A 25,171-nucleotide genomic window follows, 5' to 3' on the forward strand; every position below is an offset into this window, starting at 1 on the left:
CCCGTGGAGAGTCTGCGGATGTTCGTCAACGGCCAGGCGATGTCGGGCGGCAGCCTGAACACCGCGCTGAGCGGCGCGGTGTTCGTCGGCCCCGCCGAGACCGCCCCCCGCTACCGGTTCTACTCGGTGCGCGACGAGTTCCCCGGCCTGTACCCGGCTGACTCCACAGGGCTCGCCGGGTACGCCGTGCCCGGCGAGCTGTACGAGGTGAGCTACCGGATCCTGCGCGAGCACCTGCTGCCGAACGAGCCCGAGGAACTGGAGCTGGGTGTGATCGAGCTCTCCGACGGCGGCGGATCGCTGTCCATGCGGATGCGCGACGCGTCGCTGACCCTGCCGGGGGTCGTCGACATCAGCGCGGCCGGCGGCTGGCGCGCCCATCTGGCGTCCGGGCCCGCGTCCGGCCCCGCGTCCGGCCGGACGCGGGGCGCGGCCGGATGAGGCACGCCGAGCTGGTGGTACGGGGCGGCACGGTGGTCGAGGCGGGCTGGTCCGCCCCCGCCGACGTGTTCGTGGCGGGCGGCGTCGTCGTCGCCCTGGCCGAGCCGGGCACGCCCGCGCCGGGCGGCGCGACCGAGGTCGACGCGACCGGGCGGCTGGTCATGCCCGGCGGGGTGGACCCGCACTGCCACGTCGGCTTCACCTCCGGCGACTTCACCTCGCTCGACGATTACGCGCGGTGCACGACCGCGGCGGTGTTCGGCGGCACCACCACGATCGTGGACTTCGCCATCCCGCGGCCCGGCCAGGCGCCCGCCGACGCGGCGTACGCCCAGCGGGCCAAGGCGTCGCAGGGGTTGTGCGACAGCGCCCTGCACGCCTGCGTCGTGGAGTGGGACGAGACCGTGCCCGGCCAGCTCGGCGCGCTGGTCGCGGACGGCATGCCCACGGTGAAGATGTTCACCACCTATCGCGGCGAGACCATGGCGGGCGAGGACACCATCCTGCGGACCATGAGGACGCTGCGCGACCTGGGCGGCATGGTGGTGATCCACTGCGAGGCCAACCACATCATCGAGGACACCCAGGAGCGGTGCGCGGCCTCCGGCAGGATCGGCGCCGGGCACATGGCCGCGACCCGTCCCGAACTGGCCGAGACCGCCTCGGTGGCCGAGGTGCTGGCCATCGCCGAGTCGCTGTCGGCACCGGTGTACTTCGTGCACCAGTCCACCGCCGAGGCGGTCGAACTGGTGGCGGCGGCCAGGCGGCGCGGCGTACCGGCGTTCACCGAGTCGGTCGCCCACCACCTGGTGCTGGACGACGGCAACTACGACGGCCCCGCCCCGGAGCGGTTCGTCTGCTGCCCGCCGCTCCGCTCCCGCCGGGCCGTCGACGCGCTGGGACGCCACCTGTTCACCGGGGAGATCACCACGATCGGCAGCGACCACTGCTGCTACGACGTGGCGCAGAAGGAGTCGCGGCGCGCCGACGTGCGGGCCATGCCCAACGGCCTGCCCGGGGTGGAGACCCGGCTACCGGTGATCTTCTCCGAGTACGTCGCCGGTGCGGGGCTGCCCGCCACCCGGTTCGTCGAGCTGACCGCCGCCAACCCGGCCAGGACCAACGGCCTGTACCCGCGCAAGGGCACGCTGATGCCGGGCTCGGACGCCGACATCGCGATCTGGGACCCGGCCGCCCGGTGGCGGGTGAGCGCCGGCGACCTGCACATGGCGACGGACTACACGCCGTACGAGGGCATGACCCTCACCGGCAGGCCGCGGACCGTCCTGGTCGGCGGCCGGGTGGTGGTCCACGACGGCGTCCTCGTCGACCCCGCCCCCCGCGGCCGGCACCTGTCCGCCGGACCGATCTCGCTCACCCCGGCACCGGGGCGCACGGCTCCGTGACGACGGGACGCGCACGGCCCCGTGATGACGGGGGACACGGCCCCGCGACGACGGCCGGAAGGCGTCGCCGCGGGGGCCATCCGTGCGGGTCGCCGGGGGCGCCGGAGTCGCCGCGGGCACCGCGGGCACCGGGCGCACCGGGCGCACCGGGGGACGCCGGCGGCCGATGCGGGGATTTGCTCCCCGGTTGGAGATGTGCTCTACTAACCGGGGAGCGAGTCCCCGTTACGGGTGGAGGTCGGGTATGGACGGTGTCGCCACCACGGGCGGCGCCCAGGTCCGGCCTCGTCGCGCGGACGCACAGCGCAATCGGGCGAGCATCCTGGAGGCCGCGCTGGAGGTGTTGATCGAGGACGGGCCCGACGCCCCCCTGGACAAGATCGCTCGGCGGGCCGGGGTGGGCAACGCCACGGTCTACCGGCACTTCCTCGACCGGGACGAGCTCGTCCGCGCCGTGATCCTCGCGGTCGTGGAAAGGAACGCGGCGGCGGCCGAGGAGCTGCTGGCCACGGAGCCGGACCCGGTCACGGCCCTGAGGGCGTTCATGCACCGCGGCGCCGACAGCCGGATCAGCGCGGTCGGGACGGTGCTGAGCCAGTGGGTGGACAAGGAGGTCCCGAGGTTCGCCGAGGCCAACGACAGGATCCTGGCCGCGCTGCGCCGGATGATCGCCGACGGCCAGAGCCGGGGCCTGCTGCGTCCCGACATCGGTGTCGGCGACGTGTTCCTCGCCCTCTGCCAGCTCACCCGGCCGATACCGGGCGTCGACGCCCGGTTGTCGTCCCCGTACGCGCACCGGCACCTGGACCTGCTGGTCGACGGCCTGTGCGCCTCGGCCCCCACGCCCCTGGTCGAGGCGGTCGACCTCGAGCTGTTGCACGCCGGGCGTGGCCACGCCTGACGGGTCGTTCCCGGCCACGATTCCGTGGTCACGCCTGATCGATCGTGCCTGACCACGACGTCGTGGTCACATCTGATCGGCCGTGTCCGGCCACGACGTCGTGGCCGTGTCCGGCCGGTCGTGCCCGAACACGTCGTCGAGGCCGTGTCCGGCCGGTCGTGTCCGGCCGATCCGTCCGGCCTCGGCGTGCGCACGGGAACGTGTCGCGTCCCGGAGGGGGCGACGACGCCCCCTCACCACGATGCCCGCGGATGTCGACGGACCGGCCCGGCCGGACGCCCCCGCCCCGCCCATGCGATCCCAGGAGATGTCAACGTGTCCAGTGCTCCCTCGTCCGCCGAGTCCGTGGCCGGCCCGCCCGCGGCCGCCCCGGCCGTCCCGGCCGTCCCCGGGCCACCGGGCGGGTCCCGCACCTCCCTGGTGCTCGGGATCCTGGTCATGTCGGCCTTCGTCATGATCCTCAACGAGACGATCCTGAGCGTCGCGCTGCGTGACCTGGCCCGGGACCTGGGTGTGGCCACCACCACGGTGCAGTGGCTGACCAGCGGTTTCCTCCTCACGATGGCCGTGGTCATCCCCACCACGGGCTACCTGCTCGTGCGGTTCCGGCCCCGCCAGATCTTCGCGGCCGCGATGACCCTGTTCACCCTCGGCACCCTGCTGGGGGCGCTCGCCCCGGGCTTCGAGGTGCTGATGGCGGCCCGGGTCCTGCAGGCCGCCGGGACCGCCGTGATGATCCCGCTGCTGATGACCACGGTGATGCGGCTGGTCCCGGTCGAGCGCCGGGGCGCGACCATGGGCACCATCACGATCGTCATCGCCGTGGCGCCGGCGGTCGGGCCGACCATCGGCGGGGCGGTGCTGTCCACGCTGGACTGGCGGTGGATGTTCTGGCTGGTCCTGCCGCTCGCGGCGGTGGCCCTGGTCCTCGGGACGAGCCTGTTGCGCCTGCCGACGGACACCCGGCGGGTGCCCCTGGACCTGCTGTCGATGCTGCTGTCCGCGGTCGGGTTCAGCGGCGTGCTGTACGGGCTGTCCACGATCGGCGAGTCGGGTCAGAGCGGGCCCGTTCTCGCCTGGACGTCGATCGCCGTCGGGATCGTGGCGCTGGCGGTGTTCGCGTGGCGCCAGATCAGGCTGCAGCGCGCCGACCGCGCGCTGCTCGACCTGCGGCCGTTCGGGTACCGGGACTTCACCGTCGCCCTCACGGTCTCCGCGCTGGTCTTCATGTGCTTCCTGGGCGCCTCGGCGATCCTGCTCCCGCTGTACCTGCAGACCGTTCTGGGAGCCAGCCCCTTCGTCAGCGGCCTGGCCCTGCTGCCCGGCGGGCTGGTCCTGGGGCTGCTCGGGCGGCCGGTGGGCGCCCTCTACGACCGGGTCGGCGCGCGGCGGCTCGTCATCCCGGGCGCCGCCGCGATCGCGGCGGCCCTGTGGCTGTTCGCCGCTCTCGGAGCGGGCTCGCCGCTGGCCCTGGTCGTCGGCATCCACATGCTGCTGATGGCCGGGCTCGGCCTGATGATCACTCCGCTGATGACCGACTCCCTCGGCGCCCTGCCCAGCCGGCTGTACTCCCACGGCAGCGCGATCCTGTCCACCCTCCAGCAGGTCGCGGGCGCGTTCGGCACGGCCGTGTTCGTCACCATCGCCACGCACGGCAGCCTCGACCCCGCCGGGCTCCCCGACGCCGCCGGGCTGCGGCTGGCCTTCGCCGCCGCCGGATGCGTCGGCGTGCTGAGCCTCGTCGGTTCCCTGTTCGTCCGAGGGATCCGTGCCCGCGAGCCGTCCGGCTCGCCCGCCAGGGATGCGGCCTGACGCGGCCTGACGCGGCCTGACGCGGCCTGACGTGACCCGATGGCCGGCAACGGTGACGGGACGTTCCAGGAGCCGCTCGGGACGGCCGCCGACGGACGGCCGGGCATCCCCGGCGCCGCCGACTTCAACCGTGACGGCGCCGATGACCTCGTGGTGCCGGACGGCGCGGGCGCCACCGGAACCGTGTGGATGCACCCGACCGTCTGAGGAGGCCGGCGGGACCCCTCGGTCCGGGGCCGGCGCGCACGCGGCCCGCCGGAGGTCTCAGGTCCTGGTGAGCCAGGTGACCTGGGCGCCGTTGTCGAAGGACTCGCGTCGGACGGGGGTGAAGAGGGTGGGGAGGAATCCTCCGGAGAACGCCGGGATGCCCGCGCCCGCCACCACGGGGTAGCCCTTGAGGATGATCTCGTCGATCTCCGGGAGCAGGGAGCCGGCGAGCCTGCCGCCACCGCAGAGATAGATGTCCATGCCGGTGTCCTCGGCCTTCAGCCGGCGGACGAGCTCGACCGGGTCGCCGGCCTCCACCTCGACCGTCGGGTCGTCGATCGTCAGGGTGCGGGAGACGACGTACTGGCGCAGGTGGGAGTAGGGGCTGGTGATGGAGGCGGACAGGGCGGGCTCGTAGGTGCCGCGGCCCATCACCAGCGTGTCGAAGACCTTGTTGGGCACGTCGTCGATGCCGGCGTGCCTGCGGACATGGGTGGGGAGCGTCTCGGGATAGCGGGCGTTGATCCAGGAGGCCATCTCGTCCGACAGCGGGTAGAAGTCGAACTCGCCGCCGGGGCCTGCGATGTAGCCGTCGATCGAGACGGCGACGTAGTACACGAGCTTTCGCATGTAAACCAACCTCAGATGTAGTACTCTGCTTGAAGTGGTTTGACCGTAGTACTACATCTGGAGTGGCGTCAAGTGCGAAAGAATCCCGAGCGACGGCAGGCGCTGATCGACGCGGCCATCGAGGTGCTGGCCAGGGAGGGGGCCCGGGGGTTGACCTTCCGCGCCGTGGACGCCGAGGCGGCCGTGCCCCCGGGGACGGCCTCCAACTACTTCGCCAACCGCGACGACCTGTTCACGCAGGCCGGCGGGCGCATCTACGAGCGGCTGCTGCCGGACGACGCCACGATCACGCGGAGCCGGGAGGGCGTGCAGGACGAGGCGCGCTACGCCGAGCTCATGCACGAGGTGCTGGCCCGGATCTCCGCCTTCGGCTCCGGCTACCTGGCCCTGCTGGAGCTCCGGCTGGAGTCCACCCGGCGCCCCGAGCTGCGGGCCGTGCTGACCAGGCGTATCCGCGAGGACATCGATGCCAACATCGCCCACCACGCGGCCTCGGGCCTGCCCGGCGACTCGACCTCGGTGCTGCTCCTCTACCTCGCGCTGAACTGGCTCGTCCTGGAGCGGCTGACGCTGCCCGGCATCTTCACCGAGGAGGAGAGCCGCGAGCTGGTGGACGCCGCCGTTCGGCGGATGATGAACGCGGGTGGCGCCGGGCGGGGCTGAGGGCCGCCGGCGCCACCCGCCCGGCCGGGCGGCGCCATCCGCCGGACCGGCTCCCGGGCGGAGCCGAGGCGGGTCTAGCTGTTCTGGACGCGGATCACGGGCAGGTGGGTGACGGGGAAGTTCACCGAGCGGGCGATGAAGCACAGGGCGTGGACGTCGCCGTGCAGCGCGCGGGCCTTCTCCGCCATCGACGGGTCGGCGACCGTCACCTCGGGGCGCAGCACGATCTCGGTGAACCGGCCGCCCCCGCCGCTCTCGTCCATCGTCATGACCCCGTGGGCGTGGTCCTCGTAGTCGACGACGACCACACCGCCGGTGGCGCACAGGTGCAGGTACCAGAGCATGTGGCACTGTGCGACGGAGGTCACGAGCAGTTCCTCGGGGTTCCAGCGCGCGGGGTCGCCGCGGAAGGCCGGGTCGGAGGAGGCGGCGATCGGGGCCTTGCCGCCCGCCATCACCTCGTGATCGCGGCTGAAGGACCGGTAGTCGTCGGTGCCCGAGCCCAGGTTTCCCGTCCACTCGACCGTGACGTCATAGGTGTGCGTCGTCATGGGGCCGAGGGTAACCGAGACGGCCGGGGGCAACCGAGACGGCGGGGGGACGGGCGCGGGCCGGCCTAGGAGGAGCGCCGGCCCGTCAGGGCCGCGAGGCCGGTGACCGCCTCGGCCACCGGGGTCTCGCCCGTGGTGAGTTCGACGACGACGTGGTTCAGGGCCGGCTCGTGCAGGACCGCGCCGATGAACGCCGCGACGTCGTCACGGGGCACGTCGCCGTACTCGATCGCCGGGCCGGCGCTGACGCGGCCGGTCCCGGGGGCGTCCAGGAGCGTGCCCGGGCGGACGACGACCCAGTCGAGGCCCGTGCGGGTGAGGTGGACGTCGGCGGTCTTCTTGACCCTCATGTAGTGCTCGAAGCCCTCCACGGGCTCACGGCCGCGCCCCGCGTCCGGGAACACCGACACGAGCACGAAACGCGACACCCCGGCACGCGCGGCCGCCTCGGCGGCCTTCTCCAGCCCCTCGCCGTCGATCGCGGTCGTGAGGTCCATGCCGGTGCCGTGGGCTCCGGCGGAGAAGACCACGGCGTCATGCCCCCTGAGCTTGCGTGCCAGCTCGTCCACCGAGTCCTCGACGAGGTCCCCGGCGAGCGGTGTGGCGCCGGTCGCGCGTACGGTCTCCGCCTGGGCGGGGTCGCGGAGCATGCCGGTGACCTCGTCACCGCGGGCGGTCAGCAGGCGGGCGAGCCGGCGGCCCACACCTCCGGCGGCGCCGATCTGGAACACCTTCATGGCCCTCACCTTTCTCTCGCGGCCGCCGCCCGGGGACGTCGCCGTCTCGCGCGCCCCCGCGACGCGGTCCTCCCCGGTCCCTTCCCCGGACGGCGCCGCAGGTCACGGCCGGCGGGGCGAGATCGTCCGACGGAGGGTCAAGGGTTCGGCTCAGCCGGTGACGTGTTCCCAGTGGGGGTCGCGGTAGCGAACGACCGTGGTGCCGCGGAGCAGCTCGTTCGGGGCGGAGACCAGCACGAGCTCGCCCCTGGCCTCCAGGCCGCGCAGCACGTCGCGGACCCGCGGCCCGACCGGCAGACGTCCCGGCGGGAGGTCGAGGGTGTCGCGCACCAGGTCGGCGACCTGGGAGAGCCGGAAAGGCCCGGTGAAACGGGCGATCAGCCCGCGCACGAGCTCGTCGCCGATCACGGCCTGGGCCTGCAGGTGGGCGAGCTGCCAGGTCAGCTGGACCCCGCGCCGCCCGGTCCCGGCGCAGGACGTGCACGGCTGGGAGAAGCCGGGCACGATGTCCTCGACGGCGTCGCCCAGGCAGGTGGTGCACCGGCCGGTCTCCGAGGCGTGCAGCTCGGCGGCGGCCCGGTCGGCCAGCCGGGTGCCGCACAGGCACCGGTAGACCCGGAACCCGCCGCGCACCACGGCGAGGTCGTCGGCGTCGTCGGGCACCTCTTCCCACAGGGTGGTGATCGTGTGCTCTCTCATGGTCGTGCGACTCTACCCATTCCGGGCGACTTCAGCGCGCCCGGCACCGAGCCGCCCCCGGCGGTCACCTCGCCGCCGTCCCGCCGCCGTCCCGCCGTCGCCTCGTCGTCTCCTGGCCGCCGTCTCGCCGCCTCATCGCCCCGCCCGTCGCGCCGGGCCGTCCTCCGGCAGTCGCTGGCTGTCCTTCCGGCTGTCCTCCGGCAGTCGCCCGGCCCTCGCCCGGTCTCGCCGGCTCAGCCCGGGGCGAAGGGGACGAGCCGCATCGGGGTGCTCCACAGCCACTCCTCGGTGATGTAGGTGGAGGTGAGCAGCGACATCAGGCCAAGGGCGCGTTCGGTCGAGGTGGAGGGGTGGGCCCCGCAGTCGCCGAAGCGGCACATCCACAGCTCGACGATGCTGTCGTCGGAGAGCTGCTCGTGCACCGAGGGGCGCCCGGTGTGGAAGCCGTCCCGCCAGATGTCGACCGACGGGCTGGCGAACGGGAACGATCCGGCCAGCACCCCGCCGCCCGAGGTGACCGCCCGCCCGACCGCGTCGTGCACCGGCAGGATGCCGTCGGACTGGAAGAGCACCACCCCGCCACCGGGCGGACTGGCCACCCGCAGGGTCTCCACCGGGGCGTCCTGCTCGGCGCGCCACAGCTCGGCGAGCTCCATCGGCGGGTACAGCTCCGGCGCGACCCCCAGGCGGCGGACGACCTCCTCCTCACTCACCTCGCCGACGAAGGCGACGCAGAGCCCCTCGTTGTAGTCCTCGTACGAGAACATCATCGCGTCGACGGTGTCCTGGAGGTCGCGCAGGCGGGGGCTGACCCCCGGGGCGCCGGGCAGGCCGGCGAACAGGTCGGCCATCTCGGTGAAGAGCGCCTGGACGCCGGGGGAGCGGCCCGCGATGCACGGCCGCCACGGGTCGGCCCCCGCGGCGAGCAGGGCGCGCACGGCGTCGTCCCAGCCGTGGCGCACGGCCTCCCAGAGCGGGGTGGCGCCGTCGGGGTCGACGGCGTCCACCTCCGCGCCCGAGGCCAGCAGCAGCTCGATCACCTGGACGGCGCCCTCCTTGGCGGCCTGGTGCATGGGCGTCGTGCCCAGCCACGGCAACCGCCGGCCCGGGTCGAACCCGCGCGCCAGCCGCAGGCGGATCTGCGTCAGGTTGGTGTCGCGCCAGGCGCCGGCGTCGTCGGCCCACTCGTCGTCGCTCATGTTCACCCCGTTTCATCGTGTCGAGCGGATTCAACCAATCCCATACGACGGTTTTCGGCCAGTGTCCTGCGGGAGAGACCGTCGGCGGCACGGGTGGTCTCCGGCAGGCGGTGACGGGGAGTGAGGTTCAGCACGTTGTGGCAGGCGGTGTCGAGGTCGACGCGGTGACCCACCGAGACGAAGACGGGCTTGACCCCGTCCCGGGTGCGCAGCACGCGGCCGACGACGTCGCCGTCCAGCGTCAGGTCGGTCCAGGAGCCGCGCGCGGTCGCGGGATCGGTGTGGACGCCGACGAAGGCGGTCTTGCCGACCCCGATGGTGGGCAGCCCGGTGAGTACGCCGAGATGGCAGGCCAGGCCGAAACGGCGCGGGTGCGCCAGGCCGTACCCGTCGCAGACGACCAGGTCGGGGGCGGCCGACAACCGGTCGAGGGCCTCCAGCAGGGAGGGCACCTCGCGGAAGGCCAGCAGCCCCGGGACGTAGTCGAAGGTCGTCCTCCCGCTGACGGCGACCTCCTCGACGACCTCCAGCGTCGTGCCGTCCAGTACGGTGACCGCGGCCGCGAGCCGGTCGCCGTCGTAGGCGACGTCCACTCCCGCCACCCTGGCCGGGTTCCTCGGGCCGGGGCCGACCAGGTCGAGCAGGGGTCTCAGCTCGGCCTGAACGGCCTCGGCCTCCATCACAGTGCGTGGCATTTGTCCCCTCATGACTTAATGATCGCTACTTTTAGCGTATGGCGTCTTATTTTGGGACTGTCCGGCGTATTTTCCGGTGGCCGGTCAAGTCATTGCGGGGCGAGGAGCTCCGCCGGGGAGGCTTCGACGGACGGGGGCTGATCGGCGACCGGGCCTACGCCCTGGTCGACGAGCGGGAGAGTCACGCGGGCAAGGTGCTGACCGTACGGCACCGTCCGGAGATGCTCCACTGGCACGCCGCGTACACGAACGGCCCCCCCGGGGCCGGGGAAGCCCCTCCCGGAAGCGGAGAGCCCCTTCCCGGGGGCGCGGAAGCCTCCGCCGGAGGCGTGGAAGCCCTTCCCTGGACCGGGGCGGCGCCGACGCTGACCGCGCCGGACGGGACCGTCTGGGCGTGGGAGGCCCCCGGGCTGGCGGACGCGCTGGCGGAGTCGCTGAACACGCCGCTGAGCCTGCGCGCCGCCGACGGGCAGCACGACCGCGCCCTGACCGTGCTGGTCACCTTCGAGGCCTCCCTCGCCGCGCTGGGCCAGGAGCTCGGCATGCCGGTGGAGGTGGAGAGGTTCCGGCCCAACCTGCACCTCGATCTCGACGCCCCGGCCTTCGACGAGGAGGACTGGGAGACCGGCACCACGCTCACCGTGGGAGAGGTCGAGCTCGCGGTCACCGGTGAGCGTACGGGTCCCTGCGTCAGGTGCGTCGTGCCGAGCTGGGACCCGCTCGGCCGCGAGCGCCTCCCCGAGCTGCAGAAATGGCTGATCGCCGAGCACCGCAACAGGTTCGGCGTGATCATGCGGGTCACCCGCCCCGGCACCGCCCGCGTCGGGGACGGCGTCACCGCCGCCTCCGGCCCGGAGCGGCGCGAACGGCCCGCCGGATCGCCCGCCGGTCCGGCCCGAGGCTAGGGTGCCCCGGGAAGGTCCCCGGGATTCGGAAGAGGTGCGGCATGTCGGTGCTCGTGGCGTTCAGCGTGACCCCGATCGGGACGGGGGAGGACGTCGGGGAGCTCGTCTCCGAGGCGGTGCGCGTCGTGCGCGCCTCCGGCCTGCCGAACAGGACCGACGCCATGTTCACCACGATCGAGGGCGAGGACTGGGACGAGGTCATGGCCGTCGTCAGGGACGCGGTCGCGGCCGTGGAGGCCCGTGCCGGGCGGGTCAGCCTCGTCCTCAAGGCCGACATCCGCGAGGGGACGGCCGGCCGCCTGGAGGCCAAGGTCGCCACCGTCGAACGCCACCTCGCCGGATGACGACCCGGTCACGGCCTCGCCTCGCCTCGCCGGACGATGACGGCCCGGTCACGGTCTCGCCTCGCCTCGCCTCGCCGGAGGACGACGGTCCGGTAGCGGCCTCGCCTCGCCGGATGGCGGCCAGGCGCAGGTCTCGCGGAGCGTCACCTCGTGGAACGGCCGCCCGGGGCCGGTCACGCCGGGAGCGTGACGGGAACACCCCGCCGTACGGGATCGTTCAGCAGGCACGGACGACTCCAGGAGCGTGGCGGCATGACGGGTGGCAGGACGGGCGGAAGGTCGATCGGGCGGCTCCTCGCGGGCGGGGCGGCGCTGGCCGCCGCCGGGTGGGTGCTGAAGGACATCCCGGCCGAGCTCGGCGGCAGGCCCCAGGGCGAGCGCCTGGAGCGGATGCGCCGTTCGCCGCAGTTCCACGACGGCGTCTTCCGCAACTCCACGCCCGGCACCTTCGTGCCCTCGCCCCAGAGCGCGCGCCAGGTCTTCTGGAACATGTTCCTCAACCGCGCCGAGCGCTGCCCGGCCGCGCCGATCCCGGTGGTGACCACCCCGGCCGGCGGGCCGTCCCCGACGGGCCTGAGCGTCGTCTGGTACGGCCACGCCACCGCGCTGCTGGAGATCGAGGGCCGCCGGGTGCTCGTCGACCCGGTGTGGAGCAGGCGGGCCTCGCCCACCCAGCTCGCCGGCCCGCGCCGCCTGCACCCGGTGCCGGTGCCGCTCGCCGGTCTCCCGCCGCTCGACGCGATCGTGATCTCGCACGACCACTACGACCACCTCGACCGCGCCACGGTCCGCCGGCTCACCGCCCTGCAGACCGCCCCGTTCCTGGTGCCGCTGGGGATCGGCGCCCATCTGGAGCGGTGGGGCGTGCCCGCCTCGCGGATCGTCGAGCTCGACTGGGAGGAGGAGGCGGCCGTCGCGGGCCTGCGGTTCGTCGCCACCGCCGCCCGGCACTTCTCCGGCCGCACCCTCGACCGCAACGTCACCCTGTGGGGCTCCTGGGTGATCGCGGGCAGGGAGAAGAGGGTCTTCTACGCGGGAGACTCCGGATACTTCGACGGCTACGCCGGCATAGGGGCCGCGCACGGCCCGTTCGACCTCACGCTCATGCCGATCGGCGCCTACAACGCCGCCTGGCCCGACATCCACATGGACCCGGAGGAGGCGGTCAACGCCCACCTCGACCTGGGCGGCAGGCTGCTCCTGCCGGTCCACTGGGCGACGTTCACCCTCGCCACCCACCCCTGGGCCGAGCCGGTCGACCGCCTGTGGCACGAGGCCAAGGCCCGCGGCGTCCGCATCGCCGTCCCCCGGCCCGGCGAGCGCGTCGACACCGTCGACGTGCCCATGCTGGAGAGCTGGTGGGAGCTGCTGCACGGCGGCAGGGCGGGCAGGGGCTCCCCGCCGATCAGGGAGCCGGGGAAGCCCGGGGAGCCACGGTCGGGGGAGTCGCCCTCCCCGAGACTCTGACCCGCGGGCGCGGCCCCGGCGCGGTCGCCGCGGCGGGCGTCAGGCGGTCGGGAGCCCGGCCGACAGGCGGGCGCGGACGACGAGGTCGTGCACCGCCCCCGCCGCCGGCGCGGTCTCGGGAAGACGCGAGGCGTCCCTGGCCTCCTCCAGCGCGAGGGTCAGCCCGGCGACGTCGCCGGCCAGCCGCTCGGGGCCCGGCGCGTCCGCGGGCGGGCGGCCGTGCTCGGCGAAGCGCTTGGCGGCCACCAGGTCACCCAGGTACGGCGGGCCGCCGGGGAGCCGGGTGAGATCGGCCTCCAGCTCCCCGGAGCGCATCAGGTGGATCCCGGTGAGCAGCACGCGGAAGGTGTAGAGCAGCGGCTTGAGCTCGCCGGAGCGCTCGAACGACCGCCACTGGGTGCGGGCGAAGCCGAGGTAGTGGCCGGCGTGGTGGCGGGTGACGCAGCCCGGGGCCAGGGCGGTCATCTCCCGGTGCAGCGGGGAGGTGGACACCACCAGCGGGGAGAGCACCTGCTCCAGCACGTACCCGTTGCGGCGCAGCAGCAGGCGGCAGAACTTGGCCAGGTCGTGGGTGACCAGGTCCACCTCGACGCCGTCGCGCACCCAGGAGCGGGTGAGGGTCTCCGGGCCCGTGCGCAGGCCGACGACCTCCTCCAGCGGCAGCAGGTGCGCGCCGCGCAGGTCGACGTCGGAGTCGGCCGACGGGAAACCGTACAGGTGCGCCCCGCTGACGGTGGCGAAGGCGTACCTGTACGCCTGCCCGGCGGGGATCTCCGGCAGCCAGGAGGGCAGGACGACGGTCACAGCGCCGCCCCCCTGGTGCGCGTCAGGAACTCCTCCACGCGGTCCCGGCGGGGCTCGGCGGGCAGCGCGCCCGCGCCGTCGAATCCGGCGACCAGCTCGGAGCGCCAGCGCTCGACCTCGTCCCAGGCCAGCTCGCCCCGCCGCACGGCGAGAAGCCGGTCGCGGTGGGCGTCCATCCGGACCAGCGGCTCGCCGTGGCGGACCAGGTGCAGGCCGCTGAGCAGCAGGCGGATCATGTGCATGGCCTGCTTCCACCGGGGGCGCTCCGGGTCCAGGCGCCGGAACTGGTCGTCGGCGTACCCGACGAAGGTCCGTCCGGCGCGCGCGGAGAGGAAGGCGTCCCGCAGGGCGAGCAGTTCCCCGCCCGCCGGGGTGACGTGCTCGACGATCGGCGACCACAGGCATTCCAGGACCGTGGGGTTGGCCGCCAGCGCGAGCCCGCAGAACCGCTCGACCTCCCAGGAGAACTGCTCGGGCAGCGGCCCCTCGACGTGCGTGGGCGGTTTGTCCAGCCGCCAGAACAACCGCGTCGGCGCCACGAAGACGCCGCGCCGGTCGACGTCGGAGCCGTCGACCTCAAGCCCGTACGCCCGCGAACCGACCACCACCGACAACATCAGGTGATCCGGGACGTATGCCACTTCCATCGGTGCCGTCCGCCCGTCTTCGTGCCGTCAGTACAGGTTGTCGCGAGCGTCGGCGCCCAGGTTGTCGTCGATCGCCTCGGCCGGGACGTCCAGGTTCAGCTGCTCCTTCATGATCTGACCGAGGGTGGGCAGCGACTCGCGGTCCGGCCACCGCTCGGGCCGCCAGAGCGACGAGCGCCGGAAGGCCTTGGAGCAGTGGAAGAAGCACTCGCGCACCTCGACGCTGATCGCCAGCGCCGGCACCTTGCCCCTGACGCTCAGACGTTCCATGTACGGGGCCCGGCTGACCACCTGTGCGCGCCCGTTGACGCGCAGGGTCTCCTCGGTGCCCGGCACCATGAACAGCAGCCCGACGTTCGGGTTCGCGACGATGTTGCGCAGGCTGTCGAGCCTGCGGTTGCCGGGCCGGTCGGGGATGACCAGCGTGCGGTCGTCGAGGACCAGCACCCCGCCGGGCTCCTCCCCGCGCGGGGAGACGTCGCAGGTGCCGTCGGGGCCCGAGGTGGCCAGCAGCACGAACGGCGAGGCCGCGACGAAGGCGCGCGCGTGCTCGTCGAGGTGGCCGATGTCCTTGCGCAGCACGAGCTCGGAGACGTCGCCGACGACCTGACGGAGACCCTCTTCCGAGGTGACCGTGACGATCTGAGCGGCTTCGTGGACGGTGGGGGAGGTCATGGCCCAAGGCTAGCCTCACCCCCGCCCGGGGCGACGACGCGTGGTGCGACCCACGGGCCGCGCGCCGGGGCGGGCGAACGGTTCCCCGAGTACGCACCGGAACGGGCGCGTAACGCGAGATAGCCGCTCATTCGTTATATCTTCGATCTTGCAGGTCAAGATTGCTTCGAAGGAGATTGACCGGAGTAGTCAGACTTCCAGCTACCTTCTCGGAGCCTTCCTGATGAACAGATGGAAGACGATCGTCGTCGCGACGGTGGCGGCCCTGCCGCTCGCGGTGTTCCCGGTCGTCGCGTCGCCCGCCGCCGCGTCACCCGCCGATCCGCCACCCGCCGCACCTGCCGCGACGCCGCCCGCGGCCACGTCTCCCGCGGACGCGCGGGCCGCCGCGGCGTCCCCGGTCCGCGGCAACGAGACCCAGCCGGTCTACTCTCGCGCCGACGCGCTGACCGAGACGGTGTTCGTGGAGGTCGCCGGGGTCGACAGCGACGCCGACGGGCTGCCCGACCGGGTCGCGGTCGACATCATGCGGCCCAAGGAGACCGCCTCCGGTCTCAAGGTCCCGGTCGTCATGGAGGCGAGCCCCTACTACGCGGGCGGCAACGACGTGCCCAACCACGTCGTCGACCTCGACGGCTCCGACCCGGCGGGCATGGAGTACCGGCGCAACAAGTTCGACGACCTGCGCGACGAGATGTTCGGCGTCGAGGGCCTCGACGTGGCCCGCGCGGCGGCGCCCTTCCGCGGCTACTACGACAACTACTTCGTGCCGCGCGGCTACGCGGTCGCGCTGGTGGAGAACCTCGGCTCCGGGCGGGCGACCGGCTGCCCCACGACCGGCCTGCCGAACGAGACCGCCGGCCCCAAGGCCGCGATCGACTGGCTCAACGGCCGCGCCCGCGCCTTCGACGCCGAGGGCAAGGAGGTCAAGGCCGGCTGGTCCACCGGGAACGTCGGCATGATCGGCGTCTCCTACAACGGCACGCTGCCCAACGCGGTCGCCGCCACCGGCGTCAAGGGACTCAAGGCGATCGTGCCGATCGCGGCCATCTCCTCCTGGTACGACTACTACCGCGCAGGCGGTGGCGTGCTGGCTCCCGGCGGCTACCAGGGCGAGGACGCCGACGTGCTGGCCCGCTACGTGCTGACCCGCGCGGACGCGCAGAAGGCCTGCGGCGCGTTCGTCGACGCGATCGAACGCGACCAGGACCGCGTCACCGGCGACTACTCCGACTTCTGGGACCGGCGCAACTACCTCGGCGACGTGCGCAAGGTCCGCGCGGCCGTCTTCCTGGTGCACGGCCTCAACGACTGGAACGTCAAGACCAAGCAGGCCGTGCAGTGGTGGGACGCGCTGGCGAAGCGGAACGTGCCCCGCAAGATCTGGCTCCACCAGGGCGGCCACTTCAACCCGTTCTCCTACGCCGGGCGCAACGCCGAGTGGCTGCGCCAACTGCACCGGTGGTTCGACTTCCACCTGTACGGCCTGCGCAACGGCATCATGAACGAGCCGCAGGCCGACGTGGAGTACGGGCCCGAGCAGTGGGCGCAGCACGCCTCGTGGCCGCTGCCCGGCACCCGGGACGTCCGCTTCCACCTGGCCCCCGGCTCCGGCGGCCGCAACGGCACCCTCGGCCTCCGCCGCTCCCCGGGCCGGACCGTCGAGTCCTTCGTCGACCAGAACACCCGCACCGCCGAGCAGCTCACCGAGAACGCCGAGGCCACCGACCCCAACCGCCTGGCCTACCTCTCGGCCCCGCTGACCCGGGACACGCGCCTGTCCGGTACGCCCGAGATCTCGGTCAGGGCCGCGTTCGAGGGCGGGCGCTCGCCCTACCTGACGGCGCTGCTGGTGGACTACGGCACCGACACCCGCGCCTCCGGCACCGTCGTCTACGACGAGCCCCAGGTCTGCTACGGCCAGGGCGTGCCCGGCGACACCGGGTGCGCGCTGCTGGCCAAGCACATCACCGTGACCGCCCCCTACAAGATCGTCACAAGGGGCTGGATCGACGTCCGCAACCGCCACTCCGCCGCCCGCACCGAACTGCTGACCGAGGGCCGCTCCTACGACTTCCGCTTCGACCTCCAGCCGAACGACCACGTGTTCAAGGCCGGTCACCGCATCGGCGTCGTGCTGCTCTCCACCGACCGCGACTTCACCCTGCGGCTGCCCCCGGGCACCGGCGTCTCGGTCGAGCCCGGCCGGACCTCGGTACGGCTGCCGCTCGTCGGCGGCCGGCCGGAACTCGGCTGACCTCCGGCCGCCGGTGAGCCCGGGACCTCCCTGGGGGAGAACCCTGGCTTGTCCCTGACATCGGTGCCAGGCCCTGCCGCCGGACGGCGGCGGGGCCTAGCGTGGAGGGCATGGGACGAATTCTGTTGATCGTGGCGGCCGTGGTGATCGCCTTCCTCCTGCTGGGCTCGGTTCTGGGCTTCCTCTTCACGCTCCTCAAGTGGGCGCTGATCATCGGCCTGGTGGGCGTGGTGGTCATGTTCGTGAGCCGGCTCCTCAGCTCCTCGAACACGCGCGACTGACCGGGACGCCCGGATGAGCGGCCCCGCTCATCCGGCGTCGTTCACCCGGCCCTGTTCACCCGGCCCTGTTCACCCGGCCCCCGCTCATGGGACCCGCTCATCCTCATCGGGCGCCGCTCACCGGGCACCGCCCACCCGGGCCCCGTAAGGACCCGCTCATCGGGCACCGCCCACCCGGCTCCACCCGCCCGGTCAGCCCCGGTCAGCCCCGGTCAGCCCCGGTCAGCCCCGGGAGGCCTGCTTCAGCCGCAGGTCGCCGAGGAGGGTCCGGGTGGCGGCGGCCACCTCCTCCACGGCTCTGTCGAAGGCCTCGGCGTTGCGCGCCGACGGGGAGCGGAATCCCGAGATCTTCCGGACGTACTGGAGCGCCGCCGCTCGTACGTCCTCCTCGGTCACGTCGCTGACGTAGGGCTCACGAAGGGTCTTGATACTCCGGCACATGGCAGGACCGTACTGCGTGCCACCGACGATCCGCCCGCCGCCTCGCCCCGATCCGGCGCGCGTGAGCCATCGGCGCCCTCACGGCAGGGCGCGGGCCACGGCAGGGCGCGCGGGCCCCGGGCGCGCCCCCCGGTCGTCGTCCCGCCGGTACCGTCGTCGCCGGGCGTGAAGTCGAATCAGCTCTGCGGCGGACAGGCTCCGGGCCTACCTGGAGGAGCGCATCACCCGGGAACTGACGGCGGACCCGGATGTCGCGCCGGGCTGGGAGAAGGACATGGACCGCCTCGTGCGAGCGGCCTGCATGGACATCATCAGCACCCTGCCGGTGTCACCCGAGGCTCGTGCCTCCGCCTACCGGGTCCTCGCGTCCCTGCCCGGCATGCGCGCCGAGGGGGAGGTCACGGACCCGCTGGGCCGGCGCGGGCAGGCGCTCGGCTACCGGGCCGAGGTGGGGCCCGGCGTGTTCAGCGATTTCCGTCTCGTGGTCGATCCCGGCAACGGCCTGCCCCTCACCAAAATACAGACGTACGTGACCAGGCTCGCGGACGGGCGGCAGGTGGAGATCAGCCACTCCACCTCGTACCGGACGATCGGCTGGACCGACGAGCGGCCGGGACCGTTCGCGCGGACGGACTGAGCCGCCCACCGGTCCATGCCGAGGGGGCCGGCGGCGCGCCGCCGGCCCCCTCGGTGGTCTCCGGGGCGCGGCGGTACCGGCCCCGGACAGGCGCCGGGAGCTCGGCCGGGGTCACGCGGGGGAGCGCGCGGGCACGTCCTCGCGCTCGTGCCGGGCCGCGTCGGCGGCGAGGATCGCGTCGAGCAGACCGGGGAAGAGCGCGCCCAGGTCGCGGCGGCGCAGCGCGTTCATCTTGGCGGTGCCGCGGTAGACCTGACTGATCACGCCCGCCTCGCGCAGCACCCGGAAGTGATGGGTGGTGGTCGACTTGGTGATCTCCAGTTCGATCGCCGAGCAGGGGGCCCCCTCGTCCTCCTCCAGCCGCCACAGGAAACGCACGATCCGCAGGCGCGTCGGGTCGGACAGGGCGTGCAGCACGCCCTCCAGCGTGATCTCCTCCGGGGCGGGGTGTTCCAGGACCCTGACGGGGGCGGTCGGCACGGGATCTCCCTTCTCACGGGTCGTCCTGATTGTACGAGAGTGATCGTAGTTTGACATCTGTCGTAGTACGTCGTTTATCGTATGAGTGTGCACCGGGGCGCCCGCCCCGCACCGTCTCGCATCGCCCCCGACGCCCCCGCGTGAGAAGGAGTACGGCCGTGAGCGCCCTGTTCGAGCCCCTGACGTTGCGCAGCCTCACCGTCCCCAACCGGATCTGGATGTCTCCGATGTGCCAGTACTGCGCGGCGGAGGAGGGGCCCGAGCAGGGGGTGCCGACCGACTGGCACCTGACCCACCTGGGCGCCCGCGCGGTGGGCGGTGCCGGGCTCGTCATGACCGAGGCCACCGCGGTGACGCCGGAGGGCCGTATCAGCCCGGCCGACCTCGGCCTGTGGAACGACCGCCAGCAGGAGGCGTTCGCCCGCATCGCCCGTTTCCTGACCGGGCACGGCGCCGTGCCCGCCGTCCAGCTCGCGCACGCCGGGCGCAAGGCGTCCACCCGCCGCCCGTGGCAGGGCGGCGGGCCCACCGGCCCCGGTGAGCACGGCTGGCAGCCGGTCGCCCCGAGCCCGATCCCCTTCGCCGACGGCCACCACCTGCCCGCGGAGCTGGACGCCGACGGCATCGACCGGCTCGTGGAGGCCTTCGCCGCCTCGGCGCGGCGGGCCCTGGCCGCGGGCTTCCAGGTGGCCGAGATCCACGGCGCGCACGGCTACCTGATCGGCGAGTTCCTCTCCCCGTTCAGCAACCGTCGGACCGACGCCTACGGGGGCTCCTACGAGAACCGGGTACGGTTCGCGCTGCGGGTCGTCGACGCGGTGCGCGCGGTCTGGCCCGAGGAGCTCCCCGTCCTCTTCCGCGTCTCGGCCACCGACTGGCTGGCCGAGGACCCCGCCGACGACCGCGAGGGCTGGGGCGTCGACGACACCGTCCGCCTCGCCAAGGACCTGCTCGCCCACGGCGTCGACCTCCTCGACGTCTCCTCCGGCGGCAACGTGCCGAAGGTGCGCATCCCCACCGGCCCCGGCTACCAGGTGCCGTTCGCGGCCCGCGTGAGGGCCGAGACCGACCTGCCGGTCGCGGCCGTCGGGGAGATCACCGACCCCCGGCAGGCCGAGGAGATCATCACCTCCGGCCGCGCCGACGCCGTCCTGCTCGGCCGCGAGCTGCTGCGCAACCCCTACTGGCCCAACCTCGCCGCCCGCGAGCTGGCCCCGGCCGCCGCCCGCTGGCCCGACCAGTACCACCGGGCGTTCTGAGCCGTCCCGGTCCCGCCCCGTGCGACCGGGGCCGGGGTCGGGGGAGCGGGCCGGTCCGTCAGGGGGACGCGGGCCGGGGTCGGGGGAGCGGGCCGGTCCGTCAGGGGGACGCGGGCCGGCCCGCCGTACGGAGCAGGACGGGGAAGGCGGACCGGCCCGCCGGGAGGCGGACCTCCGGGGGTCGAGCGGGCCGGTCCGGGATCACGGGGTGGCGTGGCGCAGGGCGATCGCGTCCCGGAGCACCCGGGCGGGGTCCTGGCCGTCGATCAGCAGGCGGCGCATCAGGACCGCGATCGCGCCCATGGAGTCCGGGCGGAAACCCCGCCGGGTCACCTCCTGGGTGCCGATCCGCAGGCCCCGCATGGGCTCGGTGCGGGGCCTGCCGGGCAGGCCGATGCCGCTGAGGTAGACGCCGCCCTCGGCCAGCAGCCTGGCGGCCGCGTCCCCGCCGCCGAACGCGGCGGCGTCCACCGCCACGTGGTGCGAGGCGGTCCAGCCCAGGTCGGCGGCGAAGACGTCGAAACCCTCCGCGTCCAGCGCCGAGGCCAGCGACCGGGCGTTGACGAGGCAGCGGTCGGCGTAGGCCGGACCGCCGGCGGCGTGCTCGGCGGCAACGACGGCCAGCGGCGCGAGGCGGGAGGCGTCGTAGTTGGCGGTCAGGCCCGGGTAGGCCGCCGCCGACACCTGGCGGGCGAGCTCCTCGTCCCGCGTCACCACGGCCGCGCCCGGGGGGCCGCCGAAGGAGGTGTAGGTGGACATGGTCAGCAGGTGCGCGCCCTCGTCCAGCGGGCGCTGGAACCGGCCGCCCGCGATCAGGCCCGCCACGTGCGAGGCGTCGTACACCAGCAGGGCGCCGACCTCGTCGCAGGCCGCCCGGACCCGCCCGACGTCGTACGGGAACAGCATCAGGCCCGCCCCGACCACCACCAGCGCGGGCCGGTGCTCGCGCAGGAAGGCCGGCAGGGCGTCGTGGTCGACGTCGAGCCGGTCGGCGTCGTAGGGCAGGTCGGCGACCCGCAGCCCCCGGATGCCGGCGACGGCCCGCGCGTGCTGGACGTGGCCCCCGGCGTCCTCGGGCAGCACCGCGATCGTGTCGCCGGGGGCGGTGAACGCGCTGTAGCAGGCCAGGTTGGCCAGGGTGGCGCTCTGCAGCCGCACCTCGGCGAACTCGCCGCCCATCAGCGCGGCGACCTGGAGCGGGACGAGCACCTCCAGCACGTCCAGCTCGTCCAGGCCGGTCTGGTACTTGTCCCCCGGCCAGCCCATCGACGGGCGGCAGCCCATGGAGATCTCGTGGGCGGCCCTGGCCCGCTCGCTCATCGTGTTGGTGCCCGCGTACAGGACCACGCCGTCCTCGTCGAGGCGGCCCCGGTGCTCGGCCAGCACCGCGTCGACCAGCCGGGTCACCGCGTCCAGGCCCAGGCCGGACACCTCCGACTCCAGCTCGGCCAGGCGCAGCTGTGCCCGGGGCGGGGCCCACGGGGCGACGCGGCTGCGCTCCACCAAGGGGTCTCCTCTCACCGGGCCGCGGGGCGGCTCTCACGGGTGCGATCCCGGACTTTCACGGGTGTGCTTCCGCGAACGAATACTGTGACGTTACGGTGCACGAGGTGGTCAGTCATCGTCCCGCCGGTGGAGATCCTTCCTACATCTGTAGGATTAACGCATGATCGCGGACGATGTTCAGGAACTGCTGGAGTCGCTGGCGGCTGCGGTGGGCCGGGGCATGTCCGTGGACGACCTGGAGGGCCGGGTCGTCGCGCACAGCGCCCACCACGGCGACGCCGACCCGGTCAGGGCGCACGCCATCCTGTCGCGGTCGGTCCCGGCCGAGGTGAACGCCTGGCAGGAGGCGCACGGCGTGATCGGGGCGCGCGAGCCGGTCCGGGTCCCGGAGAACGCCGCCCTGGGCATGGTCGGCCGGCTCTGCGTGCCGCTGCTCCACCAGGACCGCCGGGTCGGCTACCTCTGGGTCATCGAGGGCGACGGCCCGCTGAGCCCGCAGGAGCGGGCCAGGACCGTCCGCGACGCCGCCGCGATCGCCGCCCTGCTCGACGACGGCGGCAGCTCGCACACCCTGGCCCACCTCATCGGCGGCGAGATCGGGGTGCGGCGCGCGGCCGGCGTCCTCGGCGAGGGGCCGCTGCGCGTCCTCGTGCTCCGGGGGGAGCCGACGGGCCTGCGCGAGGCGGTCGGCGCGGAGCTGGCCAGGACGCTCCGCCCGCCGGCCTTCACGATGCTGGACCGGCACGCCGTGCTGCTGCTCAACCGGGGCGAGGACGCGGTGGCGCTGGGGGAGCGGCTGGCCGCGCGGACCGGCGCGGGCGCCGGGGTCAGCGCCCCCCACCCCGGGCTGGAGTGGGCCGCCCGCGCGCACCGCGAGGCGCTCGTCGCGGCGAGGGCCGCGGCGGCCGAACCGGCGCTGGGGCCCGTGGCCCGCTGGCCGCACCTGGGCGTGTACCGGCTGCTGTCCGAGCAGCTCACCGACCCGCCCGACCGGTCAGGCGGCCCGCTGGACGCGTTGCGCGAGCACCCCGGCCTCGTCGTCACCCTGGAGACCTACCTCGACAGCGGGGGAGACGCCCAGGAGACCGCCCGGCTGCTCCACCTGCACCGCACCAGTCTCTACTACCGGCTCGCCAGGATCGAGCAACTGGCCGACCGCGACCTCAAGAACGGGACCCACAGGTTAGAACTCCATCTCGCGCTGAAGCTCGGACGCTGGAACGCGGTGTAACGACCGGAGGATCCGGGCAGGGCTTCCCGGTGTCGCAGTTGATCGGTGAGATCATGGCCGTTCTCGTCGTGTTCGCTCTCATCCCGCTGTCACTGGTCATGGTGTCGGTGATCGTCCTCCTCGCGCTCGCCGGATTGGCCCTGACGACCTCACGGGAGCAGGATGGGAGGACGACTTCCCGGAGGTAGACGGTGCGGCAGCTCAACGCGGTGGACACGCAGTTCCTGAATTTCGAGACCTCGACGAACGTCGCGAACATCGGGGGGCTGGCGATCCTGTCGGGCGGGCTGTCGCGCGCCGACCTGGTGGCGTTGCTGGCCCGCAGGCTCCACCTGGCGGCCCCCTTCCGGATGCGGCTGGTGCCGGTCCCGCTCGGCCTGGACCACCCCTACTGGACCGAGGAACCCGCGGTCGACCTGGACTACCACGTGCGTGAGCTCGCGCTGCCCGCGCCCGGCAGCGACGAGCAGCTCGGGGAGCAGGTGGCCAGGCTGCACGCCCGCCGGCTGGACCGGCGGCTGCCGCTGTGGGAGATGTACCTCATCCACGGCCTGGCCGGAGGCCGCACGGCCCTGTACATGAAGGTCCACCACGCCGCGGTCGACGGCGTCACCGGTGCCGACGTGCTGGCCGGCCTGCTGGACACCTCCCCCGAGCCTCCCGAACTCGCCGGCCCCGCGGAGCCCGCGGAGCCCGGGTCGCCGGCGCCGGGCGAGCCGGGTGAGGGGGAGGGAGCGATCGACACCCGGGAGATGCTCGCCAGGGGGATCGCCAAGGCCGTGACCAACCCGGCGAACACGGTGCGCTTCCTGGCCGGCGCGATCCCGCACCTGGACGAGATCCCCCTGGTCTCCCAGATGCCCGGCGCCCGGACGATCTCGCGGGCCACCCGCCACCTGGTCGGCCTGGTGGCCGGCACCGCCGCCGAGGTGCCCGCGATGCCCCGCATGGTCGTCCCCCGCACCCCGTTCAGCGGCAGGATCAGCGCGCACCGCCGGTTCGCCTTCACCACCCTGCCGCTGGAGGACGTCAAGCTCGTCAAGAACGCCCTCGGCGTCACCGTCAACGACGTGGTCATGGCCCTGTGCGCCGGGGCGCTGCGCCAGTGGCTGCTCAAGCGCGACGCGCTGCCCGACCAGCCGCTCGTCGCCGGGGTGCCGTTCTCGCTGCGCACCCCCGGGGACCGGCGGACCGGGAACCAGGTGACGATCATGATCACCACGCTGGCCACCCAGGTGGCCGACCCGCTGGAACGCCTGATGGCGGTACGCGACGCGATGCGCCTGATCAAGGACCGGTCCTCGCTCGCCCCGGCCCGCTGGCTGCAGCAGATGAGCGACATGATGCCGTCCGCGCTGACCGGCCTGGCCTCGCGCGCCGCCTTCAACCTCTTCGCCGAGAGCGCGGGCCCGATCAACGTGCTGATCTCCAACGTGCCGGGCCCGCAGCTCCCGCTCTACATCAGTGGCGCCCGGTTGCTGGCGTACCACCCGGTCTCGGTGGTGACCGACGCCAGCGGGGGCCTGAACATCACGGTCTTCTCCTACGACGGCTCACTTGACGTCGGCGTGATCGCCTGCCGGGAGATGGTCCCCGACGTGTGGACGGTCACCGACTACCTGGCCGACGCCCTCGTCGAACTCAAGCTCCTCGTTGAGCAGCAGTGACAGCCCGGGGGCGTCGTTGACGAAGCGCAGCGCCTTCTCCAGGCAGACGATCGAGCCCTTCTCGCGCCGGTTGACGAAGCGGATGTCGTCGGCCAGGGCCTGCATGATCAGCAACCCCCTGCCGTGCTCGGAGGTGGGGGCGGGGGAGGAGGCGCCGTCGAAGTCGAAGCCGTTGCCGGCGTCCACGACCTTGATCACGCAACGTTCTCCGGACAGTTCGGTGCTGACCATGTAGTCGTCGCTGGGGGTGGCGTGCTGGATGACGTTGGAACACGCCTCCGAGAGCATGAGCTGGATGTCCTCGCGGATCTCGGGGATCACGCCCAGGGCCTGCAGCGAGGAGTCGAGAAGTTGCCTGATGACGGGAACACTCGCGGCGTCACGCGGCAGACGCAACGCGATGGTGGCTTCCACGGTCCCCTCCTTTCACAGCCGGTTGCCAGAGCACTTGCCCCGCACACCCGCTCCAAACCCGAAACGGAGCCGGCACCGGCCGAGAACGGCGGCGAACGGCGGCGAACGGCGCCGTCCGTGAACGGCGGCGGGGGGGGGGGGGGGGGGGGGGGGGGGCCGCCCCGCCCCGCCCCGGACAGGCAGGCGCCGGCCCCCCCCACCCCCACGAAACTGAG

General features: G+C 73.5%; 28 protein-coding genes. 15 read left to right on the forward strand and 13 right to left on the reverse strand.

Features of this window, described 5'->3' with window-relative positions:
- The first annotated feature begins 3 nt into the window (after positions 1-3).
- From AB0G16_RS28640 to AB0G16_RS28660, 5 genes are all read left to right on the forward strand, one after another.
- Complete coding sequence (locus tag AB0G16_RS28640; RefSeq protein WP_362811542.1) at positions 4-441, forward strand: gamma-glutamylcyclotransferase; 438 nt, start codon at positions 4-6, stop codon at positions 439-441.
- Positions 438-1,847, forward strand: a complete 1,410-nt coding sequence (gene hydA, locus AB0G16_RS28645) for a dihydropyrimidinase (protein WP_362811545.1) — start codon at positions 438-440, stop codon at positions 1,845-1,847. The genes AB0G16_RS28640 and hydA overlap by 4 nt, the downstream gene beginning before the upstream one ends.
- 244 nt (positions 1,848-2,091) lie before the next feature.
- Positions 2,092-2,748, forward strand: coding sequence for a TetR/AcrR family transcriptional regulator (locus AB0G16_RS28650; protein WP_362811548.1), 657 nt, complete (start codon positions 2,092-2,094; stop codon positions 2,746-2,748).
- 315 nt (positions 2,749-3,063) lie between these two features.
- Positions 3,064-4,560 carry a DHA2 family efflux MFS transporter permease subunit gene (locus AB0G16_RS28655; protein WP_362811551.1) on the forward strand — a complete coding sequence of 499 codons (1,497 nt, stop codon included), beginning with the start codon at positions 3,064-3,066 and terminating at the stop codon, positions 4,558-4,560.
- 39 nt (positions 4,561-4,599) lie between these two features.
- Positions 4,600-4,767 (forward strand): hypothetical protein, encoded by a 168-nt coding sequence (locus AB0G16_RS28660; protein WP_362811553.1) that lies wholly within the window; start codon positions 4,600-4,602, stop codon positions 4,765-4,767.
- A 57-nt stretch (positions 4,768-4,824) separates the two neighbouring features.
- Here AB0G16_RS28660 and AB0G16_RS28665 read toward each other — a convergent pair whose 3' ends face one another.
- Positions 4,825-5,397 carry a dihydrofolate reductase family protein gene (locus tag AB0G16_RS28665; RefSeq protein WP_362811556.1) on the reverse strand — a complete coding sequence of 191 codons (573 nt, stop codon included), beginning with the start codon at positions 5,395-5,397 and terminating at the stop codon, positions 4,825-4,827.
- 72 nt (positions 5,398-5,469) lie between these two features.
- Here AB0G16_RS28665 and AB0G16_RS28670 point away from each other — a divergent pair, with 72 nt between their 5' ends.
- Positions 5,470-6,060 (forward strand): TetR family transcriptional regulator, encoded by a 591-nt coding sequence (locus tag AB0G16_RS28670; RefSeq protein WP_362811558.1) that lies wholly within the window; start codon positions 5,470-5,472, stop codon positions 6,058-6,060.
- Between the two features lie 74 nt (positions 6,061-6,134).
- Here AB0G16_RS28670 and AB0G16_RS28675 read toward each other — a convergent pair whose 3' ends face one another.
- From AB0G16_RS28675 to AB0G16_RS28695, 5 genes are all read right to left on the reverse strand, one after another.
- Positions 6,135-6,611, reverse strand: coding sequence for an OsmC family protein (locus tag AB0G16_RS28675; protein WP_362811561.1), 477 nt, complete (start codon positions 6,609-6,611; stop codon positions 6,135-6,137).
- A 65-nt stretch (positions 6,612-6,676) separates the two neighbouring features.
- A complete protein-coding gene (locus AB0G16_RS28680; protein ID WP_362811564.1) occupies positions 6,677-7,348 on the reverse strand; it encodes an NAD(P)H-binding protein in 672 nt (223 codons plus the stop codon).
- 150 nt (positions 7,349-7,498) lie between these two features.
- Positions 7,499-8,047 carry a hypothetical protein gene (locus AB0G16_RS28685; RefSeq protein ID WP_362811567.1) on the reverse strand — a complete coding sequence of 183 codons (549 nt, stop codon included), beginning with the start codon at positions 8,045-8,047 and terminating at the stop codon, positions 7,499-7,501.
- A 233-nt stretch (positions 8,048-8,280) separates the two neighbouring features.
- Positions 8,281-9,246 (reverse strand): ankyrin repeat domain-containing protein, encoded by a 966-nt coding sequence (locus AB0G16_RS28690; RefSeq protein ID WP_362811570.1) that lies wholly within the window; start codon positions 9,244-9,246, stop codon positions 8,281-8,283.
- 2 nt (positions 9,247-9,248) lie between these two features.
- Positions 9,249-9,941, reverse strand: coding sequence for an endonuclease V (locus tag AB0G16_RS28695; protein WP_362811573.1), 693 nt, complete (start codon positions 9,939-9,941; stop codon positions 9,249-9,251).
- A 38-nt stretch (positions 9,942-9,979) separates the two neighbouring features.
- Here AB0G16_RS28695 and AB0G16_RS28700 point away from each other — a divergent pair, with 38 nt between their 5' ends.
- The 3 genes from AB0G16_RS28700 (at position 9,980) to AB0G16_RS28710 (ending at position 12,657) form a co-directional block, all read left to right on the forward strand.
- On the forward strand, positions 9,980-10,846 hold the full coding sequence (locus tag AB0G16_RS28700; protein ID WP_362811576.1) for an MOSC domain-containing protein: 867 nt from the start codon (positions 9,980-9,982) through the stop codon (positions 10,844-10,846).
- A 47-nt stretch (positions 10,847-10,893) separates the two neighbouring features.
- Positions 10,894-11,190, forward strand: coding sequence for a thiamine-binding protein (locus AB0G16_RS28705; RefSeq protein WP_362811614.1), 297 nt, complete (start codon positions 10,894-10,896; stop codon positions 11,188-11,190).
- 252 nt (positions 11,191-11,442) lie between these two features.
- The gene (locus tag AB0G16_RS28710; RefSeq protein ID WP_362811579.1) at positions 11,443-12,657 is read left to right on the forward strand and encodes an MBL fold metallo-hydrolase; all 1,215 of its coding nucleotides are present in this window, start codon (positions 11,443-11,445) and stop codon (positions 12,655-12,657) included.
- A gap of 39 nt (positions 12,658-12,696) precedes the next feature.
- On the opposite strand, the gene AB0G16_RS28715 is transcribed toward AB0G16_RS28710, so the two are convergent.
- From AB0G16_RS28715 to AB0G16_RS28725, 3 genes are read right to left on the reverse strand one after another with little or no spacing between them, the layout of a single operon-like run.
- On the reverse strand, positions 12,697-13,461 hold the full coding sequence (locus AB0G16_RS28715; protein WP_362811582.1) for a nucleotidyltransferase domain-containing protein: 765 nt from the start codon (positions 13,459-13,461) through the stop codon (positions 12,697-12,699).
- Entirely contained in the window at positions 13,458-14,108 is a 651-nt protein-coding gene (locus tag AB0G16_RS28720; RefSeq protein ID WP_362811585.1) for a nucleotidyltransferase domain-containing protein, read from the reverse strand. The genes AB0G16_RS28715 and AB0G16_RS28720 overlap by 4 nt, the downstream gene beginning before the upstream one ends.
- Before the next feature lie 27 nt (positions 14,109-14,135).
- Positions 14,136-14,783 (reverse strand): pyridoxamine 5'-phosphate oxidase family protein, encoded by a 648-nt coding sequence (locus AB0G16_RS28725; RefSeq protein WP_362811588.1) that lies wholly within the window; start codon positions 14,781-14,783, stop codon positions 14,136-14,138.
- Positions 14,784-15,006: 223 nt separating this feature from the next.
- On the opposite strand from AB0G16_RS28725, the gene AB0G16_RS28730 reads away from it, so the two are divergent.
- Both AB0G16_RS28730 and AB0G16_RS28735 read left to right on the forward strand, forming a co-directional pair.
- The gene (locus AB0G16_RS28730) at positions 15,007-17,040 is read left to right on the forward strand and encodes a Xaa-Pro dipeptidyl-peptidase (protein ID WP_362811591.1); all 2,034 of its coding nucleotides are present in this window, start codon (positions 15,007-15,009) and stop codon (positions 17,038-17,040) included.
- A 110-nt stretch (positions 17,041-17,150) separates the two neighbouring features.
- Positions 17,151-17,321, forward strand: a complete 171-nt coding sequence (locus tag AB0G16_RS28735) for a hypothetical protein (RefSeq protein ID WP_362811594.1) — start codon at positions 17,151-17,153, stop codon at positions 17,319-17,321.
- A 222-nt stretch (positions 17,322-17,543) separates the two neighbouring features.
- Here the strand turns inward: AB0G16_RS28735 and AB0G16_RS28740 are convergent, their stop codons facing one another.
- Positions 17,544-17,762 (reverse strand): DUF2277 domain-containing protein, encoded by a 219-nt coding sequence (locus tag AB0G16_RS28740; RefSeq protein ID WP_362811597.1) that lies wholly within the window; start codon positions 17,760-17,762, stop codon positions 17,544-17,546.
- Between the two features lie 274 nt (positions 17,763-18,036).
- Between AB0G16_RS28740 and AB0G16_RS28745 the strand changes: the two genes are divergently transcribed.
- Positions 18,037-18,399 carry a hypothetical protein gene (locus AB0G16_RS28745; protein WP_362811600.1) on the forward strand — a complete coding sequence of 121 codons (363 nt, stop codon included), beginning with the start codon at positions 18,037-18,039 and terminating at the stop codon, positions 18,397-18,399.
- A gap of 111 nt (positions 18,400-18,510) precedes the next feature.
- Here AB0G16_RS28745 and AB0G16_RS28750 read toward each other — a convergent pair whose 3' ends face one another.
- On the reverse strand, positions 18,511-18,879 hold the full coding sequence (locus AB0G16_RS28750) for a helix-turn-helix domain-containing protein (protein WP_362811602.1): 369 nt from the start codon (positions 18,877-18,879) through the stop codon (positions 18,511-18,513).
- Positions 18,880-19,037: 158 nt separating this feature from the next.
- On the opposite strand from AB0G16_RS28750, the gene AB0G16_RS28755 reads away from it, so the two are divergent.
- Positions 19,038-20,138, forward strand: coding sequence for an NADH:flavin oxidoreductase/NADH oxidase (locus AB0G16_RS28755; protein WP_362811604.1), 1,101 nt, complete (start codon positions 19,038-19,040; stop codon positions 20,136-20,138).
- Positions 20,139-20,339: 201 nt separating this feature from the next.
- On the opposite strand, the gene AB0G16_RS28760 is transcribed toward AB0G16_RS28755, so the two are convergent.
- Positions 20,340-21,641, reverse strand: a complete 1,302-nt coding sequence (locus AB0G16_RS28760; protein WP_362811617.1) for an aminotransferase class I/II-fold pyridoxal phosphate-dependent enzyme — start codon at positions 21,639-21,641, stop codon at positions 20,340-20,342.
- Between the two features lie 163 nt (positions 21,642-21,804).
- Here AB0G16_RS28760 and AB0G16_RS28765 point away from each other — a divergent pair, with 163 nt between their 5' ends.
- On the forward strand, positions 21,805-22,875 hold the full coding sequence (locus AB0G16_RS28765) for a helix-turn-helix domain-containing protein (protein ID WP_362811606.1): 1,071 nt from the start codon (positions 21,805-21,807) through the stop codon (positions 22,873-22,875).
- Between the two features lie 191 nt (positions 22,876-23,066).
- Entirely contained in the window at positions 23,067-24,542 is a 1,476-nt protein-coding gene (locus AB0G16_RS28770; protein ID WP_362811609.1) for a wax ester/triacylglycerol synthase family O-acyltransferase, read from the forward strand.
- Here the strand turns inward: AB0G16_RS28770 and AB0G16_RS28775 are convergent.
- The gene (locus AB0G16_RS28775; protein WP_362811611.1) at positions 24,429-24,956 is read right to left on the reverse strand and encodes an ATP-binding protein; all 528 of its coding nucleotides are present in this window, start codon (positions 24,954-24,956) and stop codon (positions 24,429-24,431) included. The genes AB0G16_RS28770 and AB0G16_RS28775 overlap by 114 nt on opposite strands.
- Between the last annotated feature and the right edge of the window lie 215 nt (positions 24,957-25,171).

This window comes from Streptosporangium sp. NPDC023615, from assembly GCF_040640155.1.
Taxonomy (GTDB): Bacteria; Actinomycetota; Actinomycetes; order Streptosporangiales; family Streptosporangiaceae; genus Streptosporangium.

What these genes read in the sequence shown, in the direction of transcription:
- hydA (WP_362811545.1), top strand. Translation starts at nt 438, where the DNA reads ATGAGGCACGCCGAGCTGGTGGTACGGGGCGGCACGGTGGTCGAGGCG.
- AB0G16_RS28650 (WP_362811548.1), top strand. Translation starts at nt 2,092, where the DNA reads ATGGACGGTGTCGCCACCACGGGCGGCGCCCAGGTCCGGCCTCGTCGC.
- AB0G16_RS28660 (WP_362811553.1), top strand. Translation starts at nt 4,600, where the DNA reads ATGGCCGGCAACGGTGACGGGACGTTCCAGGAGCCGCTCGGGACGGCC.
- AB0G16_RS28665 (WP_362811556.1), bottom strand. Translation starts at nt 5,397, where the DNA reads ATGCGAAAGCTCGTGTACTACGTCGCCGTCTCGATCGACGGCTACATC.
- AB0G16_RS28675 (WP_362811561.1), bottom strand. Translation starts at nt 6,611, where the DNA reads ATGACGACGCACACCTATGACGTCACGGTCGAGTGGACGGGAAACCTG.
- AB0G16_RS28680 (WP_362811564.1), bottom strand. Translation starts at nt 7,348, where the DNA reads ATGAAGGTGTTCCAGATCGGCGCCGCCGGAGGTGTGGGCCGCCGGCTC.
- AB0G16_RS28685 (WP_362811567.1), bottom strand. Translation starts at nt 8,047, where the DNA reads ATGAGAGAGCACACGATCACCACCCTGTGGGAAGAGGTGCCCGACGAC.
- AB0G16_RS28690 (WP_362811570.1), bottom strand. Translation starts at nt 9,246, where the DNA reads ATGAGCGACGACGAGTGGGCCGACGACGCCGGCGCCTGGCGCGACACC.
- AB0G16_RS28695 (WP_362811573.1), bottom strand. Translation starts at nt 9,941, where the DNA reads ATGCCACGCACTGTGATGGAGGCCGAGGCCGTTCAGGCCGAGCTGAGA.
- AB0G16_RS28700 (WP_362811576.1), top strand. Translation starts at nt 9,980, where the DNA reads ATGGCGTCTTATTTTGGGACTGTCCGGCGTATTTTCCGGTGGCCGGTC.
- AB0G16_RS28710 (WP_362811579.1), top strand. Translation starts at nt 11,443, where the DNA reads ATGACGGGTGGCAGGACGGGCGGAAGGTCGATCGGGCGGCTCCTCGCG.
- AB0G16_RS28720 (WP_362811585.1), bottom strand. Translation starts at nt 14,108, where the DNA reads ATGGAAGTGGCATACGTCCCGGATCACCTGATGTTGTCGGTGGTGGTC.
- AB0G16_RS28725 (WP_362811588.1), bottom strand. Translation starts at nt 14,783, where the DNA reads ATGACCTCCCCCACCGTCCACGAAGCCGCTCAGATCGTCACGGTCACC.
- AB0G16_RS28730 (WP_362811591.1), top strand. Translation starts at nt 15,007, where the DNA reads ATGAACAGATGGAAGACGATCGTCGTCGCGACGGTGGCGGCCCTGCCG.
- AB0G16_RS28735 (WP_362811594.1), top strand. Translation starts at nt 17,151, where the DNA reads ATGGGACGAATTCTGTTGATCGTGGCGGCCGTGGTGATCGCCTTCCTC.
- AB0G16_RS28740 (WP_362811597.1), bottom strand. Translation starts at nt 17,762, where the DNA reads ATGTGCCGGAGTATCAAGACCCTTCGTGAGCCCTACGTCAGCGACGTG.
- AB0G16_RS28745 (WP_362811600.1), top strand. Translation starts at nt 18,037, where the DNA reads ATGGACCGCCTCGTGCGAGCGGCCTGCATGGACATCATCAGCACCCTG.
- AB0G16_RS28765 (WP_362811606.1), top strand. Translation starts at nt 21,805, where the DNA reads ATGATCGCGGACGATGTTCAGGAACTGCTGGAGTCGCTGGCGGCTGCG.